Genomic DNA, 20,170 nt, shown 5'->3' with positions numbered 1-20,170 from the left:
TTTACCCTCCGAATACTTCGTTTTGTTCGTCTAAAAATTCAGATTTATATTCAACTGGTTTAATCTCTTTCATATTTCTATTTTTTAAATTTGTATATCTGTAATTAGTTCTTTTTGATGTAAACTCACTAACTATCTTGATATCATTTTGTAGAGCATCATAATCATTTTTATTTTTATTATTTAGCTGTTTTGCTGTATCTTTGATAATATAATAATAGTCTTGTGTTAGTTCTCTAAAATTATTAGTTTTAAGGGCTATCCCAGTAAGATATTTTAATGCGGTTGCCTCTCCAACTACTCCATTTTCTGCAAATTTACTTGCTATTTCTTTAAAATCTTTATTATCAAGTATTTTTCTTTTTTGTCCTTCATCTATTCCAATATTATTAATATAGCCTACTCCATCATTTACAGTTTGGGCTAATTTAAAATAATCTGGATTTTTTTCGCCTTTTATGATAATAGCTGGATCCATTCCAGTAGATAATCCATAATCTTTTAATATATTATTCCTTTTTCCTTCATCTCCATTTGATAATTCAGTAGCATAAGCAAATAAAGGTTGATATTGGTCAGCTAAACTACCACCATTATTTTTAATATTTATCATTTGATTTCTTAATCCTTGTAATGCTGATGGAGTTAAAATTTTTAAAGTTTCTCCATTTTGGCTATCTCCAAAAGTGTCCCAGTGTTTATCTGTTACACTTTCCATATATTTTGGGTCAGATAAAAACTCTTGCATACTTAGTCTATTTTTAGAAGTCCTTCCATCATACAATTCAGATAAAGTAAGGGCATCTTTTTTATTCCAAGCATCTTCTATCTGTCTTTCTCTCAAATATTCCTGTTGTTGTCTAGCTACATGTTGTAACTTAGTTCTTGCCCTTTCCTCTCTCTCTAATCTTCCAAATTCAATACGTGCCCTGTTAATTACTTGCCTGTTATTCCCTTGCATCTGAGCGGTCATATATTCTATGGCTCTTTCTCTATTATCACCTTTGTAATATTTATCTACTATTTCTGTTGCCTGAGTTTCTGCAATTCCTTTGGTACTAAATAAATTATAAAGGTTATCAAGTTTGGCTTTCTTTTGGGCTAATGGGATATTATCAGCCTGTATTTTACTCATCTCATTTAGTAGTCTATTACTTTCTGCACCACCAATCTTTTTGCCCAATAGTACTATATAGCTTTCGTCAGCCATTCCAGTAAGTTTTTTTAGCCCATTGGCTGTATCTGCTATACTCTTATATACTTCCTCAGCTTTTTTATCATCTTTACTATCATAAGTTTCAGCTATTTTTACATACTCATCAATAGCACTTAAACTGTTGTCAGTTTGCTCTTGAATGTAATATTTATCCCTAGTTTCCTGTATATCTAATCTACCTTTGTATTGTTCCAAGTCTTTTTTCTGTAAATACTCTTGCTTTTCGTCATTCATTAAGTACTTATTATCAAGTATTAATTTTTTCTTTTCTGCCCATAGATTATTATAAGCTGATAGATAATCATGGTATTTATCAGAATATTTGTCATGTATTCCTTGCCAGTCTTCTCTAAACTTCAAGTCCATTTTTTTTAGCTGTATATCTAAAAGATTTCTTTCATTTTGCTCTTTTAAATTTTGTGCATCAATTACTACTTTCCCTAACTCATCAAGCCATATTGCTTTATGTGTTGGCATGTGATGAACTGTTCCTACACTTACTCCTGGGGCATTGGTAGGATTTATTAAATATCTACTTTGTGTATCTACATTTATTGGGGATATATTTGCCCCTTCTCTTTCTTTTACAATTTCTTTTTTTATAAAATCATTCATATAATCACCCTATAATTTGTACTCATCTATATATTTACTTGGATATACTTTATAATCTAAATTGCCAACTTCATTTCCATAGCTTATTTTATTAATATTTAAGTTGCCAATCTCTTGGCCATAACTTATTTTATTTGGTTGGTCCTCTCCAAAAATCCTATTTTTTATGCCTCCTATACCACCATAAGCATTGAATAATTTACCCATTCCACCTAAAAAGGCTTGCCCTATCATGTCCCCGCCTTGGGCCATAACTTGTCCACCTTGGGCTTTTACTATTGCCCCTTGGTTTATTCCTGCACTTATAAATGAATTTAATTGAGCCATATCCCTATTATATTGTGCTTCTGCATTACTAAAAGCACTTAGATAATTTTGATTAATCCCTTCTTTAGTCTTTAAATAACCAATTTTATTTTGGTAATTTTGGGCATTAATTTGTGCCTCAAGGCCTGTTAAATCATTAAGTTCATTTTGAATTATTTTATTTGCTTTCTCATCTGCTTCAACTTTCAATTTGTTCTTCATATCAGTTTTATAAGAACTGCTTTCTACATTCTTTATATCGCCAGTAAAGGCAATTTTTATTTTAGCATTTTCAATTTCACTTGCTAAATCTTCACGAGATGATACATAATTTGATATAATATTCCTAATATTGCTTTCCAAGGCTGTTCTTATCTGTTTTTTATTAAAGTCAAATTGAACATCAGCCTGTTTATTTTGCTCTCCCTTTATAAAATTAATTGCCTTTTTAGTGTTCTCTTCACTTTCTTTAAACTTCCTAGCATTTTTACTTAAACTTGAATATGTATTCTGTATTTCTTTACCAACCTTGTATATCTTATTACCTTGGTGTACAGAATTAAATCCTTGAGCAATTCCAAATGCCATTCCTGTTAAAATTCCACCTATCATATAGCCTCCTTAGTCACTCACCACTTCAATTTTTAAGTCAATACCCAATATTTCAAATATCTTGTCATTTTCATTAGAGATTATACCGATATCAAATCCATTAAGGACTGGGAAAGATGTTTCAATCTTAAAAACGCTGAATAAATCATCTTCTATTGCGTTCTTAGTAATAAGAGTATTGTTTATCTTAATACCTTTTATAGCTTCTTTATCCTGGTTTAAAACCTTTATAAAGACTCTCACTACTCTTGAACTATAATCATTTGAATAACTTCCACCTTTTTCTGACTTCATAAAAGGTGGATTTATTCTTAATCTACCATTCCCATTTATTGTACTTTCTTTCAATATGGCATTATCTGTTATAATATTATCTCCTATAATTACTAGATGATTATATTCCTTCTTTTTAGCTAATACTGACTCACCATTACTTAGTTTAAGAGAAAATCTCCTAAACAATTTATAATCAAGCTGTTCATACATATAAATTTTATCTTTTTGTGTGTCTCTTCTTGCCATCAGGTAGTATTTGTTGTTATATTTAAATTTATAAATACTATCAAATTTATTTACTATCTCATATTTTTCAACTATACCGCTAGTATAGTTTTCAATCCCAACACTAGTTGGTATCTGCTCAATACTTCTTAACTCATTATTTTCAGTAAGGTAATAAAAAGTATTATTTAATAAGACACAATTATTTTTATAAGTATACTTAGCATTTATATTAGCTGGCAGTTCTGAGGCTATGAATACCCCATAGGAATTATTCGAAAGTATGTTGTTGGTAGATATTACATACACACCTCTACTATTTGGAATATAGATTTTATCCCCTATATACATGTCATAAATTTCAGGGAAAATATTGTCAATTGGAGTAGGTTTAAAATAAAATGCACTGTCAGTCTTAATATCATTTGTAAAATCAAAATAATCTGACTTCTTTGAGAAATAAAAAGTTCCATTATGTATAATAATTAATCTGTCTTGATAAAGACCGACAGTGGTCAGTCCTTCATTAATCTTTATTAATTCTCCATATTTAAGAACTCCATTCCCTTTTCCACTTATTCCAGTAAAATATTTTCCACCATATTTACTATCATTTTTTTCGCCTGTAAAAGTGATTTCTGTATTTCCTATATAGAATTTTTTATTGTTATCTGTCTTATAAAAATTTCTCATAACTCCAAAAGTAAGCCCATTTGATAATCCTTCTATATTTTCATTTGTGACTGATGCCTTATATTCAGGATATATCCTTGTTAATGTTGTGTTAGTTCCATCTATTTTTATAGTTCCACTTGTTGTATCAAATCTAGGATTTTCATAACTTCCTAGGAGTGATACTCTCATTTCATTTTGTACTTGGTAAGTTCTGTAAACATCAATTTTTAAAACTTCTTTGTTTTTCATTGGCAGCTTTATAAGGTCTAAAAAGTTAGATACTCCTACTTGCCCGTTATCCTTATTAAACTCATAAACCTTGGTAGTATCTCCAATTACAAATAGTTTATCATCAACCATTTTTATTACTTTTATATTGCTTACTGTTGAACTATTTTCTGAAATTAAACTTCCTATTTGCCCGTTATTCTTTTTAAAAGTGCATACCTTATTATCTGCCATAACACATATATAAAATGCGTATTTGGTATCAATAATCTCTTTAAAATCATAGTTAAAAGGAGTGCTTTTAAATTGTTTTGCTATTTTTAAGTTTCCCATTTCATTTATTACTAAATCTTCAATTATTTGTGCTGATTGCTGATATATTTCAGACTCTCTTATTCCACCTAGTCTTTCGCCTACCTCTCCATAGGTAAACATATTCATTCTATTTATCATTTAATCACCCCAATATTGAAAACCTTGCTGAGCTATAACATCATTTTTTAACTTCATAACTTCATTATCTATCAATTCTAGCTTTTTATTATAGGTATTAAATGCAAGTGCCATTTCACGTGCTGTCATGGCGACTAAAAGATTAAACAGGTTGTTAGGGTATTCACTAAGTGGAATATCTCTACAATACTGTATTTCTATCTCATCTTGGTCAGAATAAATAAATTCATTCTCAATTCTATAATTTTGTCTACATCTAAGGATATTTAAAAAGTCTATTGGGATATTAAATTGGTACTCATTAGTATCTTCTTTTTCAGATACTTTATTCAGTTTTAAACTTGTTGCATTGAATAAAAAGGCTGTTGAATAGGCTAAATTCTTTACTACTTGGTCAAATATGACTTCACATACTTGGTATAAATCACTTTTATTATCGTTATAAACTGTGTTCTCTCCTAATTTTAAAAACACCATTTTTATAGCTTGCCCTTTATCTATCATTTAACCTCCTTAAAGAGGGGCTATTAACCCCTCTTCTTTAACTGTAAATCAAGTAACTTTTCAATATTTCTATTAATTTCATTCATCTTTTCAGTTTGCAACTCCATAATTTTGTTGAATTCCCTTCTTGTTATATAACTGTCAGGTAGTTGTATCTTCAAATTATTGAGTTCATATTCTGTCCCGTTGCATTTTCCACTTATCTCATCTACTTGTTTATTGATATATTTAATATCATTGGTATTCTTTGTAGTTTGCTTGTCGTTTGCTTGCCATGCTGCATATCCTCCCAGTATAGCTGATAATAATATCGGGTATACTAGTCTATCTTTTAATTCTTTATAATCCATAGGCTACTCCTTTTTATTGTTGTTTTTACCATCAAAGAATTTTTCAATGTTCCACTTTCCAACCAATCCACACACGAACACCATGCACAATTGGAATAATGATTTTAACCATTCCCATGGTAGTGGTATTTCATAAAATGTTCCAGTAGTTAAATATTTTATAAGCCCTACTAAAAATGACAATGTAGGTATTAACAGAAAGATCCATACACAAAGTGGAAAAGTTATTGGGACAACTTTTTCAAGCAATGTTTTATTACCCTTTATTATTTCCTCATTTACTTCTAATGTTTTTTTCTGTAATTCAATTTGTGCATCTTTATCAGGAATAAATTTATTAGCTATTTTTAATATCTCATCTAATCCAGGTATTAAACTCATGATTGCCCCCTTATAAAATCAACTATAAATTCTGCTATATCCTGTCTATTTTTAAACTTGCTACTGTCTATGTCATTTGTTCCAAAGAAAGGCTCTACCAGGATGTAAGGAGATTTAGTATTGCATATACCATATCCGCCCCTTTCATGTTGGTATTTTATTTCAATAAGTTTTCCACCTCTATATGGGATATCAAATGTTTCATGGACTTTCTTTAAGAAGTTTAAAGCCAACTCATGCCCTTTTTTACTATCCTTATATACTAAGGTTTCACATCCTCTTACATTGGTGTCTTTTACTGCATTAAAATGCAATTCAAGTATAAAATCGTAATTATGTTTATTCATTTCCTCTATAACTGGTACCATTTGCGCTACATAGCCTACTATTGGCTCTCTTGTATATATATCTATGCTGTCATCAATTTCATTGATAATACTGCATACATCTCTATAATATTCATATTCATATTGCCCTAATACATTTGAATAAGCCCCTTTATCTTTTGGGTTATGCCCTATTAATAATGCAACTTTCATTACTCCTCACCTGCCAATTTCTTGTGTATTTCTTTTCTTTTATCTTCAAATGTGGCACTGTCTATCATTTCTATTTTTTCAATTGTCTTGAAATAATTTTCAGTATCATAAACACTTTGGATAAATGTAGTTCCATATGCCATCAACATTGCCATTTCATCCAGTCCCATTGTTTCCCCGTGGTTATCTTCAAAATACCATGGAACACTTTTTTCTTGCTTTTTAATTAGACGGCTTATTAATAATGCCACTACTGTTGCTACCATAAAGGCAACGTCTTTGTCACGGCATCTTTGTTGATGCCCATTGTAATCAAATCCATATTCTAGGCATTCTTTTTTATAGGTATCTATAAGATTAAAATAATAATCTTTTTTTAGTTCTGCATCCTCTACCCATTTAGTTCCATCCCATACACTGTATGGATTAGGTTTTTCTACTCCAAGTATATAATCACCACTTAAAACTTCGCCTACTCCTAATGTTTTAAGTCCCATGTCTATTAATTCCCTGTCAGTTGCTGCCCTAAGTTCCCCTTTATCTATAACAGGATACCCACTTAAAGGGCTTTCCCCTTTATAAATAACACACTGTTTATATATTTCTTTTCCCTGTTCCTGCATCTGTTTTTCTGTCAGTTCTACATCTTCCTGCCCTAGTAAAAACAGTTGGCCACTTTTTGCTTTTTCTTTATCATAGTAAAATATCATTTTTTATCACTCCTATTGCCATCTATATAAATCTGCAAAAATTCTTGCATTTGCAAATGTTTCATAATCTACACTAGTGAAATGTATTTTATAAATACCGTCAATAAAAATTGCTCCTGTTTTACAATTGCTTTCATCTATATTATTAAATTTAGGAGGGTAGTTTTCATTTATTATATTCTTTAATTTCTCTAATGAATATCTAACTTTTTTTCTATCATTATTACTACTTTCTCCGTGTATACTTCTGTATTGTTCGATTAAAACCCATTCTTTTTTATGTTTTCCTTTAAGGTGCGACATACTAATACTTCCGCTAGGTCTATCTGCAATTTCTCTTATTGCTGAATTTCCAAGATTAACTGAACCGCTTAAATTAGCCTCTCTACGTATTTGTGACATACTAATACTTCCGCTACTTGGTAATGCCATAGTTACCACCCTTTATATCCTCTATTTCCTTTTGCAGTGCTTTTATACACTCTATAAGCAAGGCCACAATGTTCCCATATGCCACTGTATAAAATCCATTTTGTACATGTATTACTTCTGGTAATACTTTTATTACTTCCTGTGCAATTACTCCAGCTTTTCTGTCTTTAAAACCTTGCATATTAAAGGTATATCCGTTTATAAGTGTTATTTTATTTAAAGGGTCCTTTATTTTCTCTAGGTTGCTTTTTAATCTCTTGTCTGAAAAGGCTGTTACATCACCATTAGCATAAAAATTTCCAGTAACTGTTAAACTACCACTTAAGGTTGAATTACCACTTTTAGGAATAAAATTTAAAGATGGCTTATTTCTAAGTTGGTTATAATCTGTTGTCCCAGGTGCTCCCGTTGCCCCAGTAGCCCCAGTGGCTCCTCTCTCCCCTTTTTCTCCTCGTTCTCCACGGTCTCCTTTTTCTCCTTTAAGTGTTGTTGCATGTGCTTGGACATACTTATCAAATTCTTTCTTTTGTTCAACAACATTATTATTAAATGCTTGTAATTTCTTATCAGCATTAATATTAAAATTTGGAATGATATCATCTTTTATTTCATTTTTTTGATGTTCCACCTGGTTTAAAAGGCTTTCCATTTCATTTTTACTATTGGATAATTTGCTATTTGCATCTTGATAAAAATTATTTAATTCTGTATGTATTGTTTGCCCTGCTTGTTTTACACTTTCGTTTGTGCTTTCTTTGATGGCGTTTATATAGGTTTCTGTATCTTCCACTTTATTCTTTATGGTTTCTGTTGCTGTGGTGCTGTATCTCTCTATTTCATTAAGAGTATCACTATATTTTTTATTTATCCCATCAGTGTGAGTGTCAGCCAGTTTTCCTAAAGTTATTTGATACTGTTCTTTTAGTGAGTTCAAATTTTCTGATAACTGATTGAAATATTCAAGTAGTTGGGATTTATATAATGCTGTTTTATCTGCTACACTTTTCTCTCCTAATGCTCTAATGTATTCAACCATTTCGTCATATTTTTCATTTAATTGGCCAATAGGAAAGTTCTCAATTATTCCTTCCTTATTTGCGTACCACATGGTATTTGGCTCTAATGGAGTTAATACCTGTGACATTTTTAAAGTATCTGATTTTATTCCAACAGTTGTAAGATATTGTTCTATTGCTTTAGTGTCCTTTACTAACTCATTAAATTTCTTTACTAAAACTGTAAGTTCAGGAAAGTCTTCATCGTATGTACTGCCTTTTAGTCTTGTGTTATAAATTATTTGATATTCATATGCTTTCTTTTGTATTTCCTCATCAACTACCAAGTATTTATTATTACTTTCCTCTTCAATCCTATAATTGCCCTTTGGTATAGGAGTAAAAGGTTTGCTTTTTTCTCTATACATAAAAACAGTTCTGCTTAAATCTATTCCATTTATCTCAAATTTGTTTTTATTGTCTGCTAACCACTCTTTAACTGTTTCAATTAATTTGCCTGTTTTAAAATCCATGTTACCTCCTAAAAAATGAAAGGTAGAGGCTTAGACCTCCACCTCTCAATTAATTAAAATATTAGGCTGCTTTAACTGATACTTTTGTAATTTTTGTAGGCTCTATTATTACAACTCCACAAGACTCATATACTTGTAAGTGCCACTTTCTACCATCAGTTGGTACAAATACTGTATCTGTTCCCACTGAGTTTTCCCAGCTTGCAAATCCAAAAGTATATGATGGTACTACATATAGAGTACCTTTTGTAGCTTGTTCAGTAATTACAATTTCAGCCCCGTAAAATGTTAATGGAAGGTCACCAGTTCCGCCACCGAAAGCATCTTTATAATCTCCGTTTATAAATACATCTGATGTAGATAAATCAGTGTAATCATCTTCTGACATTACAAGGGCAACACCTTTTTTTTGGTCTAATCCACATTTAGCCCAAACATGTGCTCTTCTAACTGCTGCTATTAAGGCTCTTATATTGTCCATGTCAGTAATTGCTTTTGTTGATGTTCCAATCTTGGTAAGTGACCCATCTTTTGCAACTATTGCATTTACTATTTTTTCATCTTCTTTTTGCAATACTGCATTTGTCATGCTTGCAACAATAGGTGATTTTAGGTCTAATTTTGTTTTATTCATATCTTCCTCAGATAATTTATCTTGAGATGATATAAATGCTATTGGTGCTGTGAACTTGTCAAAATCTCCACCATTTGAAGAAGTTGATGAACCATACATTGATGGAATTCCATCCTGAGCAGTTGATTTTTTCTTTCTGTAAAATGTATATGACTCTCCACCTTTTGCATTTCCTCTTTCTGCAAATTTCTTAAGTCCTGCTGCTTTCAATTGGTCCATAGCCATTAAAACCGATGTAGCAAAAATTTGTTGTCTTGTATTTGTTGTTGTTGCCATTTTTATTATCCTCCTTGTCTTATAATCCTAAGACTTCTTTAAAATAGTTAATATCTTCGTCATTTCTTAATTTTGATAAAAGTTCTTTTTGCTTTTTCGGGATATCTGTATCCCCTAAGTTTTTTCTTAAATACTTATTGAACTCTTCCACTGCCTGGTACCCTGTCATTCCTTGTGTCCTTACTTCCCTTTGGGTATTTACTCCGACACTTACTCCGCCTTTAGTCTTTAAAACACTATTGATTATTTTAAAAACTATTGGGTTTGCCATTGCTTCCTGATAGTATTGTCCTAGTCCATCAGCCTCTAGTGCACTTTTCAACTGACTTCCTACTGCCTTATAGTTTCTTTTTTCTTCTACTGTAAGACTTCTATTTAGTTCTTTTTCCACCTCCTCCCTATTAAACTGTTGGTTTCTATCTTCAAGCATGTTATCAATTAGGTACTCTATTTGTTCTTGTGTAAATCCTTTTTCTTGATATTTCTTTGCGTACTCTTCTAACTGCCCTAAATTACTTTCTGGGATTATTTCTTTATACTTGGATAAATCATATTCCCCAACCTTGTAAGTCCCTTCAAAGTCAAGGTCATCAACTGAAAAAGGTTGTTGTTGGTCTTGGGGTTGCTCTTGATTATCTTCTTGTTGTGGTACTTCATCAACATTAATTTGTGCATTATCTTGTATTTGGGTATCTGTTTCTAGAGTGTTCATTTCTACTTGTCCTGTATTCTCTTGGTCCATTATTTAGCCTCCTTCATCATGTTAATATTTAAGTCAAATTTAAGTTTCATAAGTAAATCCCGCTGTTGTGGGTATCTTCCGTTACTCAAATAATAAATTTCACGTTGCCTTACATTATCTAAAATGCACTCTTCAATAAGTTTTAGTAACTCACTATTCCCTGTAAATTTATCAAGCATAAGTTCATATTCTTTTCTAAACTCCAAGGTTTTTCACTCCTTTACTTATTTCGTCATTAAGTCCAACATCATTACGTTTCCCAATATCTGACTGTACCTCAGCCATTTGTTGTAATTGTTCCATTTGTTGCTGTTTAGCTGTTAATTGTTTAAACTCTTCTTTAGTGTTTAAAATGTTCAATGGGATATTCATTTTTTTAGAACTCCAGTCTATAAACTCTTCGACTTTTAAAATGTATTCTCTTTCAGCTTCAGGAACTAATAAGGCAATGGAGTTATAATAATTTATTACATTCATTACTTCGCTTGCCCCTGCACTTCTAGTCAATTCATTTATGTACTGTATCTGTGTAATAGGTAAATAATCCATTTTGTCATCAATAGCTTTTAAAAGCCCTTTCTTGCTTAAAATGTAATAAGCGTTCATAAAAGTAGGCTCTAGAAGTTCAGTATTTATCAATTCATAAGTTCCTGAACATTCTTTTCTAAACATTTCATGACGTAATGTCATTTCTGTTGCACTTCTATTTTTAGTATCTCCAACATCTCCAAGAGGTTGTGCCATATATACGTCACGTATTCTCTCTCTTAAATCTGCGATATCCTGGTCTACTGGTAGAAGGTTACTACCTAAATTAATAGGCTCAACACCGTATTTATCAGTTCCAATACCACTACCACCATAATTTAGTGCCCCAGCTGCTAAGCTGACTTTGTTTATTAAGTCTATACTTCCATAAAAATTTGCTGGTGGATCTACTATTTTTTGTGCGTGTTTATTTCTTAATTTTTTCTTTTTTTCAAGGTCTTTGAACAGGTCAAGGTTTTCTCTACCTATTCCAATACCCCATGGGTTTGAACTGTCTACCTGCCATCTGAAAATAGTATAGGGATTATATTCTAAAATCCCTTGGTATAACATCTCTTCAAAATTGTCAGTATATATGAAATGGTGGTATTTATAACTTGATGTCATCTCGTCAAAATCTGATATTATACATTCAATTACGTTTATTCTAGTTTCATAGTCATTATCTTCGCTTAAAAAGTCCTCAGCGGTCTTTATTCCTAGGTGACCGAACATATCCTCAATATCACTTTGGCTCTTCTGTAAAAATCTTTTAAAAATGATATTAGGCTTTCCTAGGTTGTCTTCTAAGAAATAAATATTATCTAAATTCTGATAAGCATATGTAAAAGGCTTGGAATTGGATTTTAACTCTATTATTTTTCTTATTCCTGTTCCAACTTTTATACAGTCAGCTAATGCTTTTACAGTCTCGGTATAATAGTTTGTAATGTCATTTGTAAGATAAACAGTATTAGAGTTTTCATCTAAAACCTTATTTATCTCGTCAGCTCTAGCTTGTGTTATTTGGTCATTCCCTACAATTTTTTTTAACAAGTTCTCATTGACCTTTATTGTTGCCCAACTTCCAGTTTTACTGAAAACTGAACTCATAATAAAGTTGCATAAGAACTTTTGAGATTTTAATATAGTACTGTCAATGTCCCTAGCTGGTGTATTTTGTTGCGTTTCTGCATCTGATATTGTAAAATTAACATCTGTATATCTGTAAGTCTCGTTATACGAGGACTTAATGTCATCTTTATACTTTTTAGCTACTTCAAAATAATATTTGATTTTATCTACTGTAATATCTTTCATAAGGCCTCCTATAATCTGTATTTAAAGGCTTTTCTTAACTTATCTTTGTCCTTATCCTCATCATCATTTTTAAAGGTCTTATCTTGGGTATTGCTATAATCTATCGTTGTACTTGCTTTATTAAAAGTCTGTTGTTGATTTATTGCTGTTTTATCCAGTGTCTGACTGTCCTGTGCTACCTGTCTTGTGAAGTCCGCTTCTGCTTTTCTTTTCTCTTCAGCTTCTCTTATTGCTTTTTCCTGAGCTTCTCTTGCTCTTTTAGCTTCCTCTGCTGCTCTTTTAGCTTCTTCTATACGTCTTTTATTTTCCTCTTCCATTTGTTTCTGATATAGTTCAGCTTGCCGTCTTGCCTGTTCTGCCTGCTCTTCCATTGCTCTCCGTTGGGCTTTTTCTGCGTGACTGTCTCCTATTAATCCCCCTGTTAAATCTCCAACAAAAGTACTAACCCCACCGCCTTTATAGTAAGTTTTTTCTTTTCTGTACAATTCTTTTAAACTATAAAATCTTTCTATTTTTAACAACTTTTTCAACCTCCAATTTAACTATGCTTAAATCAGCTTTTATAAGCTGTTCTGCATCATATTTTTTAACTAGATACTTATGAAATCTTAAAGATATTCTATTGTCCAGCTTGCACCACATATATATTTCTTTGTATTTTCTAAGCCTGTTAAGTAAAAGATTTATAAATTCATGTATGTAATTACCTTTTTTACCTGTAAGCCTTATAACTCCTACAAAGCATAAACCATCGTAAAGAGTAAAATCTATGTAGTAGTTATCTATCAAATAGGCCTCATCTGGCTTATTTTCAATACTCCCGTCAAAATAATATTTGTAATAATCTATTTTAGAAAGTTTGTCTCTTGCTTTTATAACTTCTTTTATTTCTTTTCCAGATAATCTCTTAATCATGCTTTATCCTCCTATATAGCTATAAAAGCCTTGATTATTAAAATAATTAGTCTGCTGTCCCTTTTGTGCTCCTACATCTAGTTTTGTTATATAATCCGTATATATTGCGTATCTTATTGAGTCCTGTACGTCATCATTCACTTTTATAGGTAAACCACTTTTAGTATCCCAAACATAGCTATAAACCTCATCAAAATAAGGCTTACAACTCTCTAATACGTAAAATCTACCAGTTTTTATTAGGGTTGCTATGCACTCTATACCTGACAATATTTCCTTACGGGCATTTGAGGCATTAAATCCTTCTCTTATAAACCTCGCAAGGTGCTCAGGTCTCGCCCCGTCACAATAAAATGGATAATTTCCGTATTTGGTTTTTATATCTCTTGCAACCTGTACCCAGTAGTCAATTTCTTTGTGCTGTTTCTTATGTGTTTCCAGTAAGATATAGTTCCCTTTATTGTCTATTCCTATTACAGATATTGCCCCAGGGTGCTCATAGCCCCAGTCAACGCCAAATAAATATCTAACAATTGTGTTCCTGTCTACTGTCTTGACTGTCATTTTTTCTTTGTCAAAATCTGCATATACTGTCCCTTCTGCATTTACCCAAAGGCCTCGTATATCTCTATCGTAAAATTGCCCACTTGGTGTAGTAAATTTGATATTTTCTATATATCTAGGGCTTAAAAAAGTATTATCTTCTAGTGTGTAATGTATAGAGATTATTTTTTCTCCGTCTGCTTTATCTACCAGCTCTTTTTTTACCCAGTGCTCAGGGTTGGTATCTATAAGAAGTCTTGCCCCTTCTCCACTACAACGGTTAAAAATCTCTCTTGATACTGCCTCTACTGATGTTGTAATTTCATTGATGTAAGCCCCGTAACTAGTCATTCCACGTATTCTTTCTAAATCTTTAATAGTCCCATGACCAAAGCAACACACCAACACACCAAACAATTTAAACCTGTTGAATTTATCAAATTTAAATCTTATTCCATATTTATTTGTTATCTCAATCAATACGTTTCTTTCTAATGTTCCTAGACTATTACCAGCTAAAATATATTGAGGGTCTTTGACCTTCAATTTATCTGCTATTTTACGTACTCTTATAAGTTCCATCAGAAAAAGGTCATTATTTGAAATGGTTTTCCCTGCTCTCTTTGCTCCGTGTTGGATAAGTACCCAAAAGTTTTTATTTGTACTTTTCAAGGCCTCAATCTGTTTATCTGTATAAAGTAGTTTAATGTTATTAGTCATCTTTACCACCAAGCCCGTTTCTTAGTGTTTCCAGGTACTCCATAACTTTATTTTCTGTCGTGTCGCTCGTGTCGTTTTTCTCCAGTCTTTCTATTCTGTCTAATTCAAATATTAGCTGTTCTAATTGCTCATTTATAAGTAATTTTTCCATTGCTGACTTACTTATACGGCCATTCTCCTCATAGTTGTTTATTTCATGTTGTATAGCTTCTAAGGCCTTCTCATTTGTTTCTAGTCTTTTCAGTTTATTATTTAAAATTCTTTTTCTTTGCTTATCTCTAAAGTCTTTTAAAAATTCAACTTGCTTTTTTATAAGGTCATCTTCATAAGTCCATCTATTTACAGTACCCAGTGGAATATCTACTTTATTCGCTGCTTCTTTTATTGTTGCCCCTGTTGTGATTAATGCCTTGACAACCTCTTTTTTCTGTTTCCTGTCGCTTGTCGCTGTCATTCCTCGTGTCGTCTTGTCGTGTCGTTTTTCTGTTGCCTGTTTAAATTGCTTTCTATATCTTTGTACTGATCTAAGAGATATATTTGTTTCTTTTGTTATCTCTTCATTATTTTTACCTGCTGCAATTAACAGAAATATTTTTTCTTTATTACTCACGTCATTTCAACACCTCCTAAAAAGCAAATAAAAAAAGGGACTATAAATCTACATACATTTAGTACGTAAAAATATAGTCCCTTATTTCCTAGACCTTCATATTCTTTTTTAAAAATTTCATCCCTTTTCTATTTTATTTTATAAATATATTATACTCTAAAACCCTTTATATTTCAAGATTTTTCAATAATTTTAAAAAAAAATTAAAGAAAAGAGAGATATAAAACATCTCTCTTTTTTAAACTAATATTTTTTCAAAAAAGTTATACTCTTTGATTATTTCATTACATGAACTAAGTTCCGGCTTTTCAAGTTTTATCTGTTCAACTTTTATCAATTTAAGTAAATAAATTATACCTTTTATAAATACAACTATACAGCAAAATAGTGTAATTATAAATTTATTTCTTATTACATACTGATTTTCACAAACCCAATATAACATAGGATTAGTATATTTAAGCATATCTCTTTGAATCATTACAACGTCATCTAATAGTTTTTTGACGTTAGCTGGTATATGTTTTTGTTCAGAACAAAACTTTTTTATAAATTTATTTCGACTTTTACTTTCTCCTTTTCCTTTATAAGAAGACACTTTTACACAACATATTTCCCTGAATGTATAAGATGTATCTAATATTTTCATCTTATTTAAACTACCCTCAATGATTTCTCTTGTTAGCGGTACCTTTTTCATAGCATTTTTTTTCATTAAAGTATGATAAAGTACATGAGCATTAATATACCTTTTATAAATTTTTGCATACTCAGTAGTTAAAATCATTCTTTTTTTTGTTCTTTTATAATAATAATAATGTGCAGTAAATACTAAGAAAAAAACTATGAATAATAATTCCATAACACTCCCTCATTTCTTATCTTTAGTCTGCTTTTCATTTTGCCCCTCTATAAATTCTTTTAATGTATTCATGGACTCTGAATAAGCCTCTTTAATTTCTTTTATCGAATTTTCATGTAATTTTACTAGAACATCCATCTGTTTTCTGCTATGCATAAAGAATATACCCACAAAACCAAAAGACACTGCAGAAATTATGTTATGTTCAGTTAAAACAGAAATTATAGTTTCTAACAAAAAAATCACTTCCAAATAGTTTTATATGTATTGTAATTATACCACTATTTTTTACTTATTGTCAATAAAGCTACTTTTTTAAATACCTTTCTAAATCTATTATATTGACCTCGCCACACTTGCAAGTGATAACAAGTGTATTATTTCTTATTTCAATGCTTTTTCCATTTAAATTCATATTATTTGGGCTTTTTATTTGCCCAATAAATCTATTACAACCTCTACACCTATATTTCATATTACCTCATTTTATAGCCTGTTTTAAAATCCAAATAAACGTTTTAAAAAGTTCTTTTTCTTTTGCTGCTGCAATTCCACAACTACTATATTTCCATGCTTTGCAATACTCTCCATCTGTTTTTTGTGATAAGCCTTTACAAGATTAATAATTTCTTTTCTACACTCAGGAACTGAGTCAAGCTCTAGCCCTGGTGTCCTTTGTAAGTTTAAATCTCTACACAAGATTTTTATTTGCTTTCTTAGTACTTCTCTTCTTTCCATTCCTTTTGCCTCCTAATCTTTAAAAATAATCATCGCGGAATACTTAATATAATTGCCCATTGGGCAAGTACTATATTTAATGCTTATTATTTCACCGCTTACACCGTTTAAATACAAGTTCATTTGCCTTTCTAACCCATAACTGTCTGTATCAGTTAATATACTTACTTTAATCTTCATATATCACAACACCTTTATTATTACTCCCGCTGTTTCCTTATCAACTTTATATCCCAGGAACACGGGAATAATTTCATCGCAATTATCATCTTCAATCCACTTGTGTTTAGTCATTAAATCACAAGGTAATTGACAGGCATTTATATAATCAAATTTTCTTTTGGTACTCCGTATAAAGTAAAATCCTATTTTATAGGGCTTTTCCTTTCCTGATATTAGCTTTTTAAACTCTTCTTTTTTCAGTTTCCAGTCTATATCGTGTTCTTTTACATACTCCCTAACTGTTTTAGAAGAGATTAAAAACTTTCCTGTCCACTGCTTAGAATTTTTTGAACTTGGTACATTTCCAGATATATATATCATTTAAGCCTCCAATAATCCTATTTCTTTATTTTCTATTAAGTTATTAGCCTTTTTATATGCTAAAATCCATTTTTCAGCCTGTTGTCTATCTCCAATATATCTGACTCTTTTTTCAATTCCTATACCATTGAATTCAACTGGTATATTGGTATTTTTACGGCTTGAATATGCTTTATATAACTTTGGTAAATCCCATTTTAAAAAGGATTCTAACTCTTCATAATCCATTTTACAAAGAGTTATCCATCCTCCTATATCCCTAATTACTAAGTGAATTACTGGGTCATCAAATGCAACTGAATTATATACGCCGACCAACCCTATTGCATCTTTTATTTTTTTCTTAGCTGTTAATATTTTTATACTCAATTCATTGTCCTTCATTCCTAAACAGAATTCTCGTATCTCTCCAGGGCTAGGTATATTACTATATACCCTCTCTCTTAAAAGCATGTTTATCCCTGTAATAAATTGGTCTCCTGGGATATCATCAAGCAATGCTTTATATAGTTCTGTTTGTTCGGGTGTTAGAAAACTCGCTTTTTCTCCTTTCGTTGCTCTATGTACAGTTTCTATTAGTTTCATACCTTGCATAAATAGTAACTTTTCCATTATCTTGCACCCCCGTTTTCTCTTAACCATTTATCAATATAACTTTCCTGGTCTACTGTTGTATTGGCATTTTTATAATTATGTATTTTGGTTGGGAAAACTCCCTGATATCCTTTTGCTATGCTGGCATCTATGCTTTCAATTAAGTGCTGCTCATCTATAAAATCTTTTCCAATTTGATTTAACATTGCTTTTATAGACCTATATGTTTTTAATGGCTTTTTAATTTCTTTTCTGTATGCAATATACTCAATTACTTTTTCTTTTAATTCAGAACTTATGTTTTCGTTTTGTAATTGGTCCCCTATGTTATTTTTACTAAAGTTATTCTTACTCTTAGTTATTCTTACTCTGTTGTTATTACTAGCGTACAAGTTTTCTGTACTACTGTGAGTACAGTTTTCTGTACTAGTGTAAGTACAATCTTCTGTACTAATGGTAGTACAATTTTTTGTAGTAGTACAATTTTCTGTACTAGTATAATCTTCTGTACTTTCATTATTAGTATTTTTTTCACCATCATAAACAGTTAAAAAATAACAACTACTTGCATTAAATTTTTTCTTCTGTATTATCATACCTAATTTTAACAGTTCTTTGATATTATTAGAAACTGTAGTTTTGCTGTTACACTTCAAATCGCTTACCATTTCATCATAAGAATATTTGATATAAACTTCTCCTTCAGCATTAACCCAGCCATTTTTAGAAGATATTCTTAATCTGTTATACATTAAAGTGTAAGTTTTAAATCCCCCTGCTGTTATTTCCCCAGAAAGAAACATCCTCATTAACCATTTCGGCACTTGATAATAGTCAAGATTTTCTAAATCAGTACTTGTCATAGTTCTCATTTTTTTATCCTCCTTGAGGATCTGTGCCACCAGGTCCTCTATTTATTTTTAATCTTATGCCTGTCTACCATCTCCTAAGTTTTGACCTAGTGGCTTCGGAAATGATAAACAGATATAAAACTAAAAATTGGTGGCAGTTTTAAGGATAAACTGCCAAACCTTACCAAAAAATTAACATATTGGGAAAAATTATGAAAAATGGGGAATGGCAGGGGTCGAACCTACTACTCTCAGATTAAAAGTCTGTCGCTCTACCAGTTGAGCTACACTCCCTTATATCCCCTCGTGAGGGGGTTGTTTTATCTCCTTTAAAAAGTTATAATATATTTGCTACAACATATTTACTTAAGAAAGGAGGGGATATTTATGTTGTTAATGAAAAAAAATTTGGATTCTTCCCAATTAAGAGACATACAATATGATACAAATAATCAAACTATGATAATCAGATTTCAGGACCACACTCTTAAAAATGGGAGAATTAAAGTTGGAAAAAGATATATTTATTATCATGTACCACAAGAAATTTATGAAACAATTATTGAAGCAAAATCAAATCCTAAATTTGAATTTTCTCATGGAAAGTGTTTTCATAGATTAGTAAAATCTCATGAAGATTTATATCCTTATGAACTACTAGATTAATCTGTAACAACTAAAATTGTGGCTGGTCCTTCAATTTGTATTTTTTCATTTTCTAGGACCAACTCAATTTTTTCATACGGATCTAAAAAATATGTTTCAACCGCTTCACGTTTAATTAATTCATCATGTAACTCCTTAGTTGAATATGAATATATTTTGTTGTCCATAGTACCTCCTTAATAATAAATAAAATTAGTAATGTTTTTTAATATATTTGGTTTCGATTGATTTACCTCTTTTTATTAATTATGAATAATAGAGAGTGGCAAGACTCGAACTTGCGACCTTTTAGCTCTAGCCATCTGAGCTACACTCCCATACCACTAAGTTGTCAAGTAACAACTTAGTGAGCAAAAAAAATTAAAACTTATCTTTTAAAAGTTTAAATAATTCATTTAATACTTTTTCGTTCTCACTGCTACATTCTCTATGTAAATACTGGTAACTTCTACCATCAGCACGAACTAAATCAATAAATTTTAATCTTTTTTTTATTAACTCTATTTTTAAATCTTCAAACCTCATCGGCTCACCTCTACATAAATTATATAATTTCAGTTGTTGATTGTCAACTTAAA

General features: G+C 30.9%; 27 protein-coding genes and 2 tRNA genes. 1 reads left to right on the top strand and 28 read right to left on the bottom strand.

Translation table 11 applies throughout. The features are described from left to right. Position 1: 1 nt before the first annotated feature. The 25 genes from IX290_RS01780 to IX290_RS01660 form a co-directional block, all read right to left on the bottom strand. Positions 2–1,831: a hypothetical protein gene (locus tag IX290_RS01780; RefSeq protein WP_211491487.1), complete on the bottom strand. Its 1,830-nt coding sequence runs from the start codon at positions 1,829–1,831 to the stop codon at positions 2–4. A gap of 9 nt (positions 1,832–1,840) precedes the next feature. Beyond that, complete coding sequence (locus tag IX290_RS01775; RefSeq protein WP_211491486.1) at positions 1,841–2,749, bottom strand: hypothetical protein; 909 nt, start codon at positions 2,747–2,749, stop codon at positions 1,841–1,843. 9 nt (positions 2,750–2,758) lie between these two features. Then, on the bottom strand, positions 2,759–4,606 hold the full coding sequence (locus IX290_RS01770) for a hypothetical protein (protein WP_211491485.1): 1,848 nt from the start codon (positions 4,604–4,606) through the stop codon (positions 2,759–2,761). Then, positions 4,607–5,110, bottom strand: coding sequence for a hypothetical protein (locus IX290_RS01765; RefSeq protein ID WP_211491484.1), 504 nt, complete (start codon positions 5,108–5,110; stop codon positions 4,607–4,609). A gap of 23 nt (positions 5,111–5,133) precedes the next feature. Beyond that, positions 5,134–5,460 (bottom strand): hypothetical protein, encoded by a 327-nt coding sequence (locus IX290_RS01760; RefSeq protein WP_211491483.1) that lies wholly within the window; start codon positions 5,458–5,460, stop codon positions 5,134–5,136. A 3-nt stretch (positions 5,461–5,463) separates the two neighbouring features. Beyond that, positions 5,464–5,841 (bottom strand): hypothetical protein, encoded by a 378-nt coding sequence (locus tag IX290_RS01755; RefSeq protein WP_211491482.1) that lies wholly within the window; start codon positions 5,839–5,841, stop codon positions 5,464–5,466. After that, positions 5,838–6,380 carry an N-acetylmuramoyl-L-alanine amidase gene (locus IX290_RS01750; protein WP_211491481.1) on the bottom strand — a complete coding sequence of 181 codons (543 nt, stop codon included), beginning with the start codon at positions 6,378–6,380 and terminating at the stop codon, positions 5,838–5,840. The genes IX290_RS01755 and IX290_RS01750 overlap by 4 nt, the downstream gene beginning before the upstream one ends. Further along, a complete protein-coding gene (locus IX290_RS01745; protein ID WP_211491480.1) occupies positions 6,380–7,090 on the bottom strand; it encodes a penicillin-binding protein in 711 nt (236 codons plus the stop codon). Before IX290_RS01745 ends, IX290_RS01750 begins: the two co-directional genes overlap by 1 nt. A gap of 12 nt (positions 7,091–7,102) precedes the next feature. Further along, positions 7,103–7,522, bottom strand: coding sequence for a hypothetical protein (locus IX290_RS01740; RefSeq protein ID WP_211491479.1), 420 nt, complete (start codon positions 7,520–7,522; stop codon positions 7,103–7,105). After that, entirely contained in the window at positions 7,506–9,050 is a 1,545-nt protein-coding gene (locus tag IX290_RS01735) for a tail fiber domain-containing protein (RefSeq protein WP_211491478.1), read from the bottom strand. Before IX290_RS01735 ends, IX290_RS01740 begins: the two co-directional genes overlap by 17 nt. Before the next feature lie 61 nt (positions 9,051–9,111). After that, a complete protein-coding gene (locus IX290_RS01730; protein ID WP_211491477.1) occupies positions 9,112–9,960 on the bottom strand; it encodes a phage major capsid protein in 849 nt (282 codons plus the stop codon). 19 nt (positions 9,961–9,979) lie between these two features. After that, positions 9,980–10,702 carry a hypothetical protein gene (locus IX290_RS01725; protein WP_211491476.1) on the bottom strand — a complete coding sequence of 241 codons (723 nt, stop codon included), beginning with the start codon at positions 10,700–10,702 and terminating at the stop codon, positions 9,980–9,982. Next, the gene (locus tag IX290_RS01720) at positions 10,702–10,908 is read right to left on the bottom strand and encodes a hypothetical protein (protein WP_211491475.1); all 207 of its coding nucleotides are present in this window, start codon (positions 10,906–10,908) and stop codon (positions 10,702–10,704) included. Before IX290_RS01720 ends, IX290_RS01725 begins: the two co-directional genes overlap by 1 nt. Further along, positions 10,898–12,550, bottom strand: a complete 1,653-nt coding sequence (locus tag IX290_RS01715; RefSeq protein ID WP_211491474.1) for a portal protein — start codon at positions 12,548–12,550, stop codon at positions 10,898–10,900. Before IX290_RS01715 ends, IX290_RS01720 begins: the two co-directional genes overlap by 11 nt. A gap of 8 nt (positions 12,551–12,558) precedes the next feature. After that, a complete protein-coding gene (locus IX290_RS01710) occupies positions 12,559–13,071 on the bottom strand; it encodes a cell envelope integrity protein TolA (protein WP_211491473.1) in 513 nt (170 codons plus the stop codon). Then, positions 13,046–13,465: a hypothetical protein gene (locus tag IX290_RS01705; RefSeq protein ID WP_211491472.1), complete on the bottom strand. Its 420-nt coding sequence runs from the start codon at positions 13,463–13,465 to the stop codon at positions 13,046–13,048. Before IX290_RS01705 ends, IX290_RS01710 begins: the two co-directional genes overlap by 26 nt. A gap of 3 nt (positions 13,466–13,468) precedes the next feature. Then, a complete protein-coding gene (locus IX290_RS01700; protein WP_211491471.1) occupies positions 13,469–14,728 on the bottom strand; it encodes a PBSX family phage terminase large subunit in 1,260 nt (419 codons plus the stop codon). Beyond that, positions 14,721–15,338: a hypothetical protein gene (locus tag IX290_RS01695; protein WP_211491470.1), complete on the bottom strand. Its 618-nt coding sequence runs from the start codon at positions 15,336–15,338 to the stop codon at positions 14,721–14,723. Before IX290_RS01695 ends, IX290_RS01700 begins: the two co-directional genes overlap by 8 nt. A gap of 238 nt (positions 15,339–15,576) precedes the next feature. Continuing rightward, positions 15,577–16,200: a hypothetical protein gene (locus IX290_RS01690; protein ID WP_211491469.1), complete on the bottom strand. Its 624-nt coding sequence runs from the start codon at positions 16,198–16,200 to the stop codon at positions 15,577–15,579. Between the two features lie 9 nt (positions 16,201–16,209). Then, a complete protein-coding gene (locus tag IX290_RS01685; RefSeq protein ID WP_211491468.1) occupies positions 16,210–16,437 on the bottom strand; it encodes a hypothetical protein in 228 nt (75 codons plus the stop codon). 261 nt (positions 16,438–16,698) lie between these two features. Then, the gene (locus IX290_RS01680) at positions 16,699–16,938 is read right to left on the bottom strand and encodes a hypothetical protein (protein WP_211491467.1); all 240 of its coding nucleotides are present in this window, start codon (positions 16,936–16,938) and stop codon (positions 16,699–16,701) included. A gap of 183 nt (positions 16,939–17,121) precedes the next feature. Beyond that, the gene (locus IX290_RS01675) at positions 17,122–17,481 is read right to left on the bottom strand and encodes a hypothetical protein (RefSeq protein WP_211491466.1); all 360 of its coding nucleotides are present in this window, start codon (positions 17,479–17,481) and stop codon (positions 17,122–17,124) included. Continuing rightward, entirely contained in the window at positions 17,482–18,093 is a 612-nt protein-coding gene (locus IX290_RS01670) for a DUF6475 domain-containing protein (RefSeq protein ID WP_211491465.1), read from the bottom strand. Then, the gene (locus IX290_RS01665) at positions 18,093–18,947 is read right to left on the bottom strand and encodes a replication initiator protein A (protein WP_211491464.1); all 855 of its coding nucleotides are present in this window, start codon (positions 18,945–18,947) and stop codon (positions 18,093–18,095) included. The genes IX290_RS01670 and IX290_RS01665 overlap by 1 nt, the downstream gene beginning before the upstream one ends. A gap of 200 nt (positions 18,948–19,147) precedes the next feature. Next, positions 19,148–19,220, bottom strand: a tRNA-Lys gene (locus IX290_RS01660). 93 nt (positions 19,221–19,313) lie between these two features. Between IX290_RS01660 and IX290_RS01655 the strand changes: the two genes are divergently transcribed. Next, complete coding sequence (locus IX290_RS01655) at positions 19,314–19,592, top strand: KTSC domain-containing protein (RefSeq protein WP_211491463.1); 279 nt, start codon at positions 19,314–19,316, stop codon at positions 19,590–19,592. Here IX290_RS01655 and IX290_RS01650 read toward each other — a convergent pair. The 3 genes from IX290_RS01650 to IX290_RS01640 all read right to left on the bottom strand — a co-directional run bounded on the left by IX290_RS01650 (position 19,589) and on the right by IX290_RS01640 (position 20,117). Then, positions 19,589–19,759, bottom strand: coding sequence for a BC1881 family protein (locus tag IX290_RS01650; RefSeq protein WP_211491462.1), 171 nt, complete (start codon positions 19,757–19,759; stop codon positions 19,589–19,591). The two genes, IX290_RS01655 and IX290_RS01650, sit on opposite strands and share 4 nt — an antisense overlap. Before the next feature lie 90 nt (positions 19,760–19,849). Further along, positions 19,850–19,909 (bottom strand) — tRNA-OTHER (locus tag IX290_RS01645). 43 nt (positions 19,910–19,952) lie between these two features. After that, positions 19,953–20,117 (bottom strand): hypothetical protein, encoded by a 165-nt coding sequence (locus IX290_RS01640; protein ID WP_211491461.1) that lies wholly within the window; start codon positions 20,115–20,117, stop codon positions 19,953–19,955. Positions 20,118–20,170: the final 53 nt, after the last annotated feature.

Origin of the sequence: Fusobacterium sp. DD2 (genome assembly GCF_018205345.1) — a bacterium.
Taxonomy (GTDB): Bacteria; Fusobacteriota; Fusobacteriia; order Fusobacteriales; family Fusobacteriaceae; genus Fusobacterium_A.
This window is presented reverse-complemented; position numbering and strand designations above follow the sequence as displayed.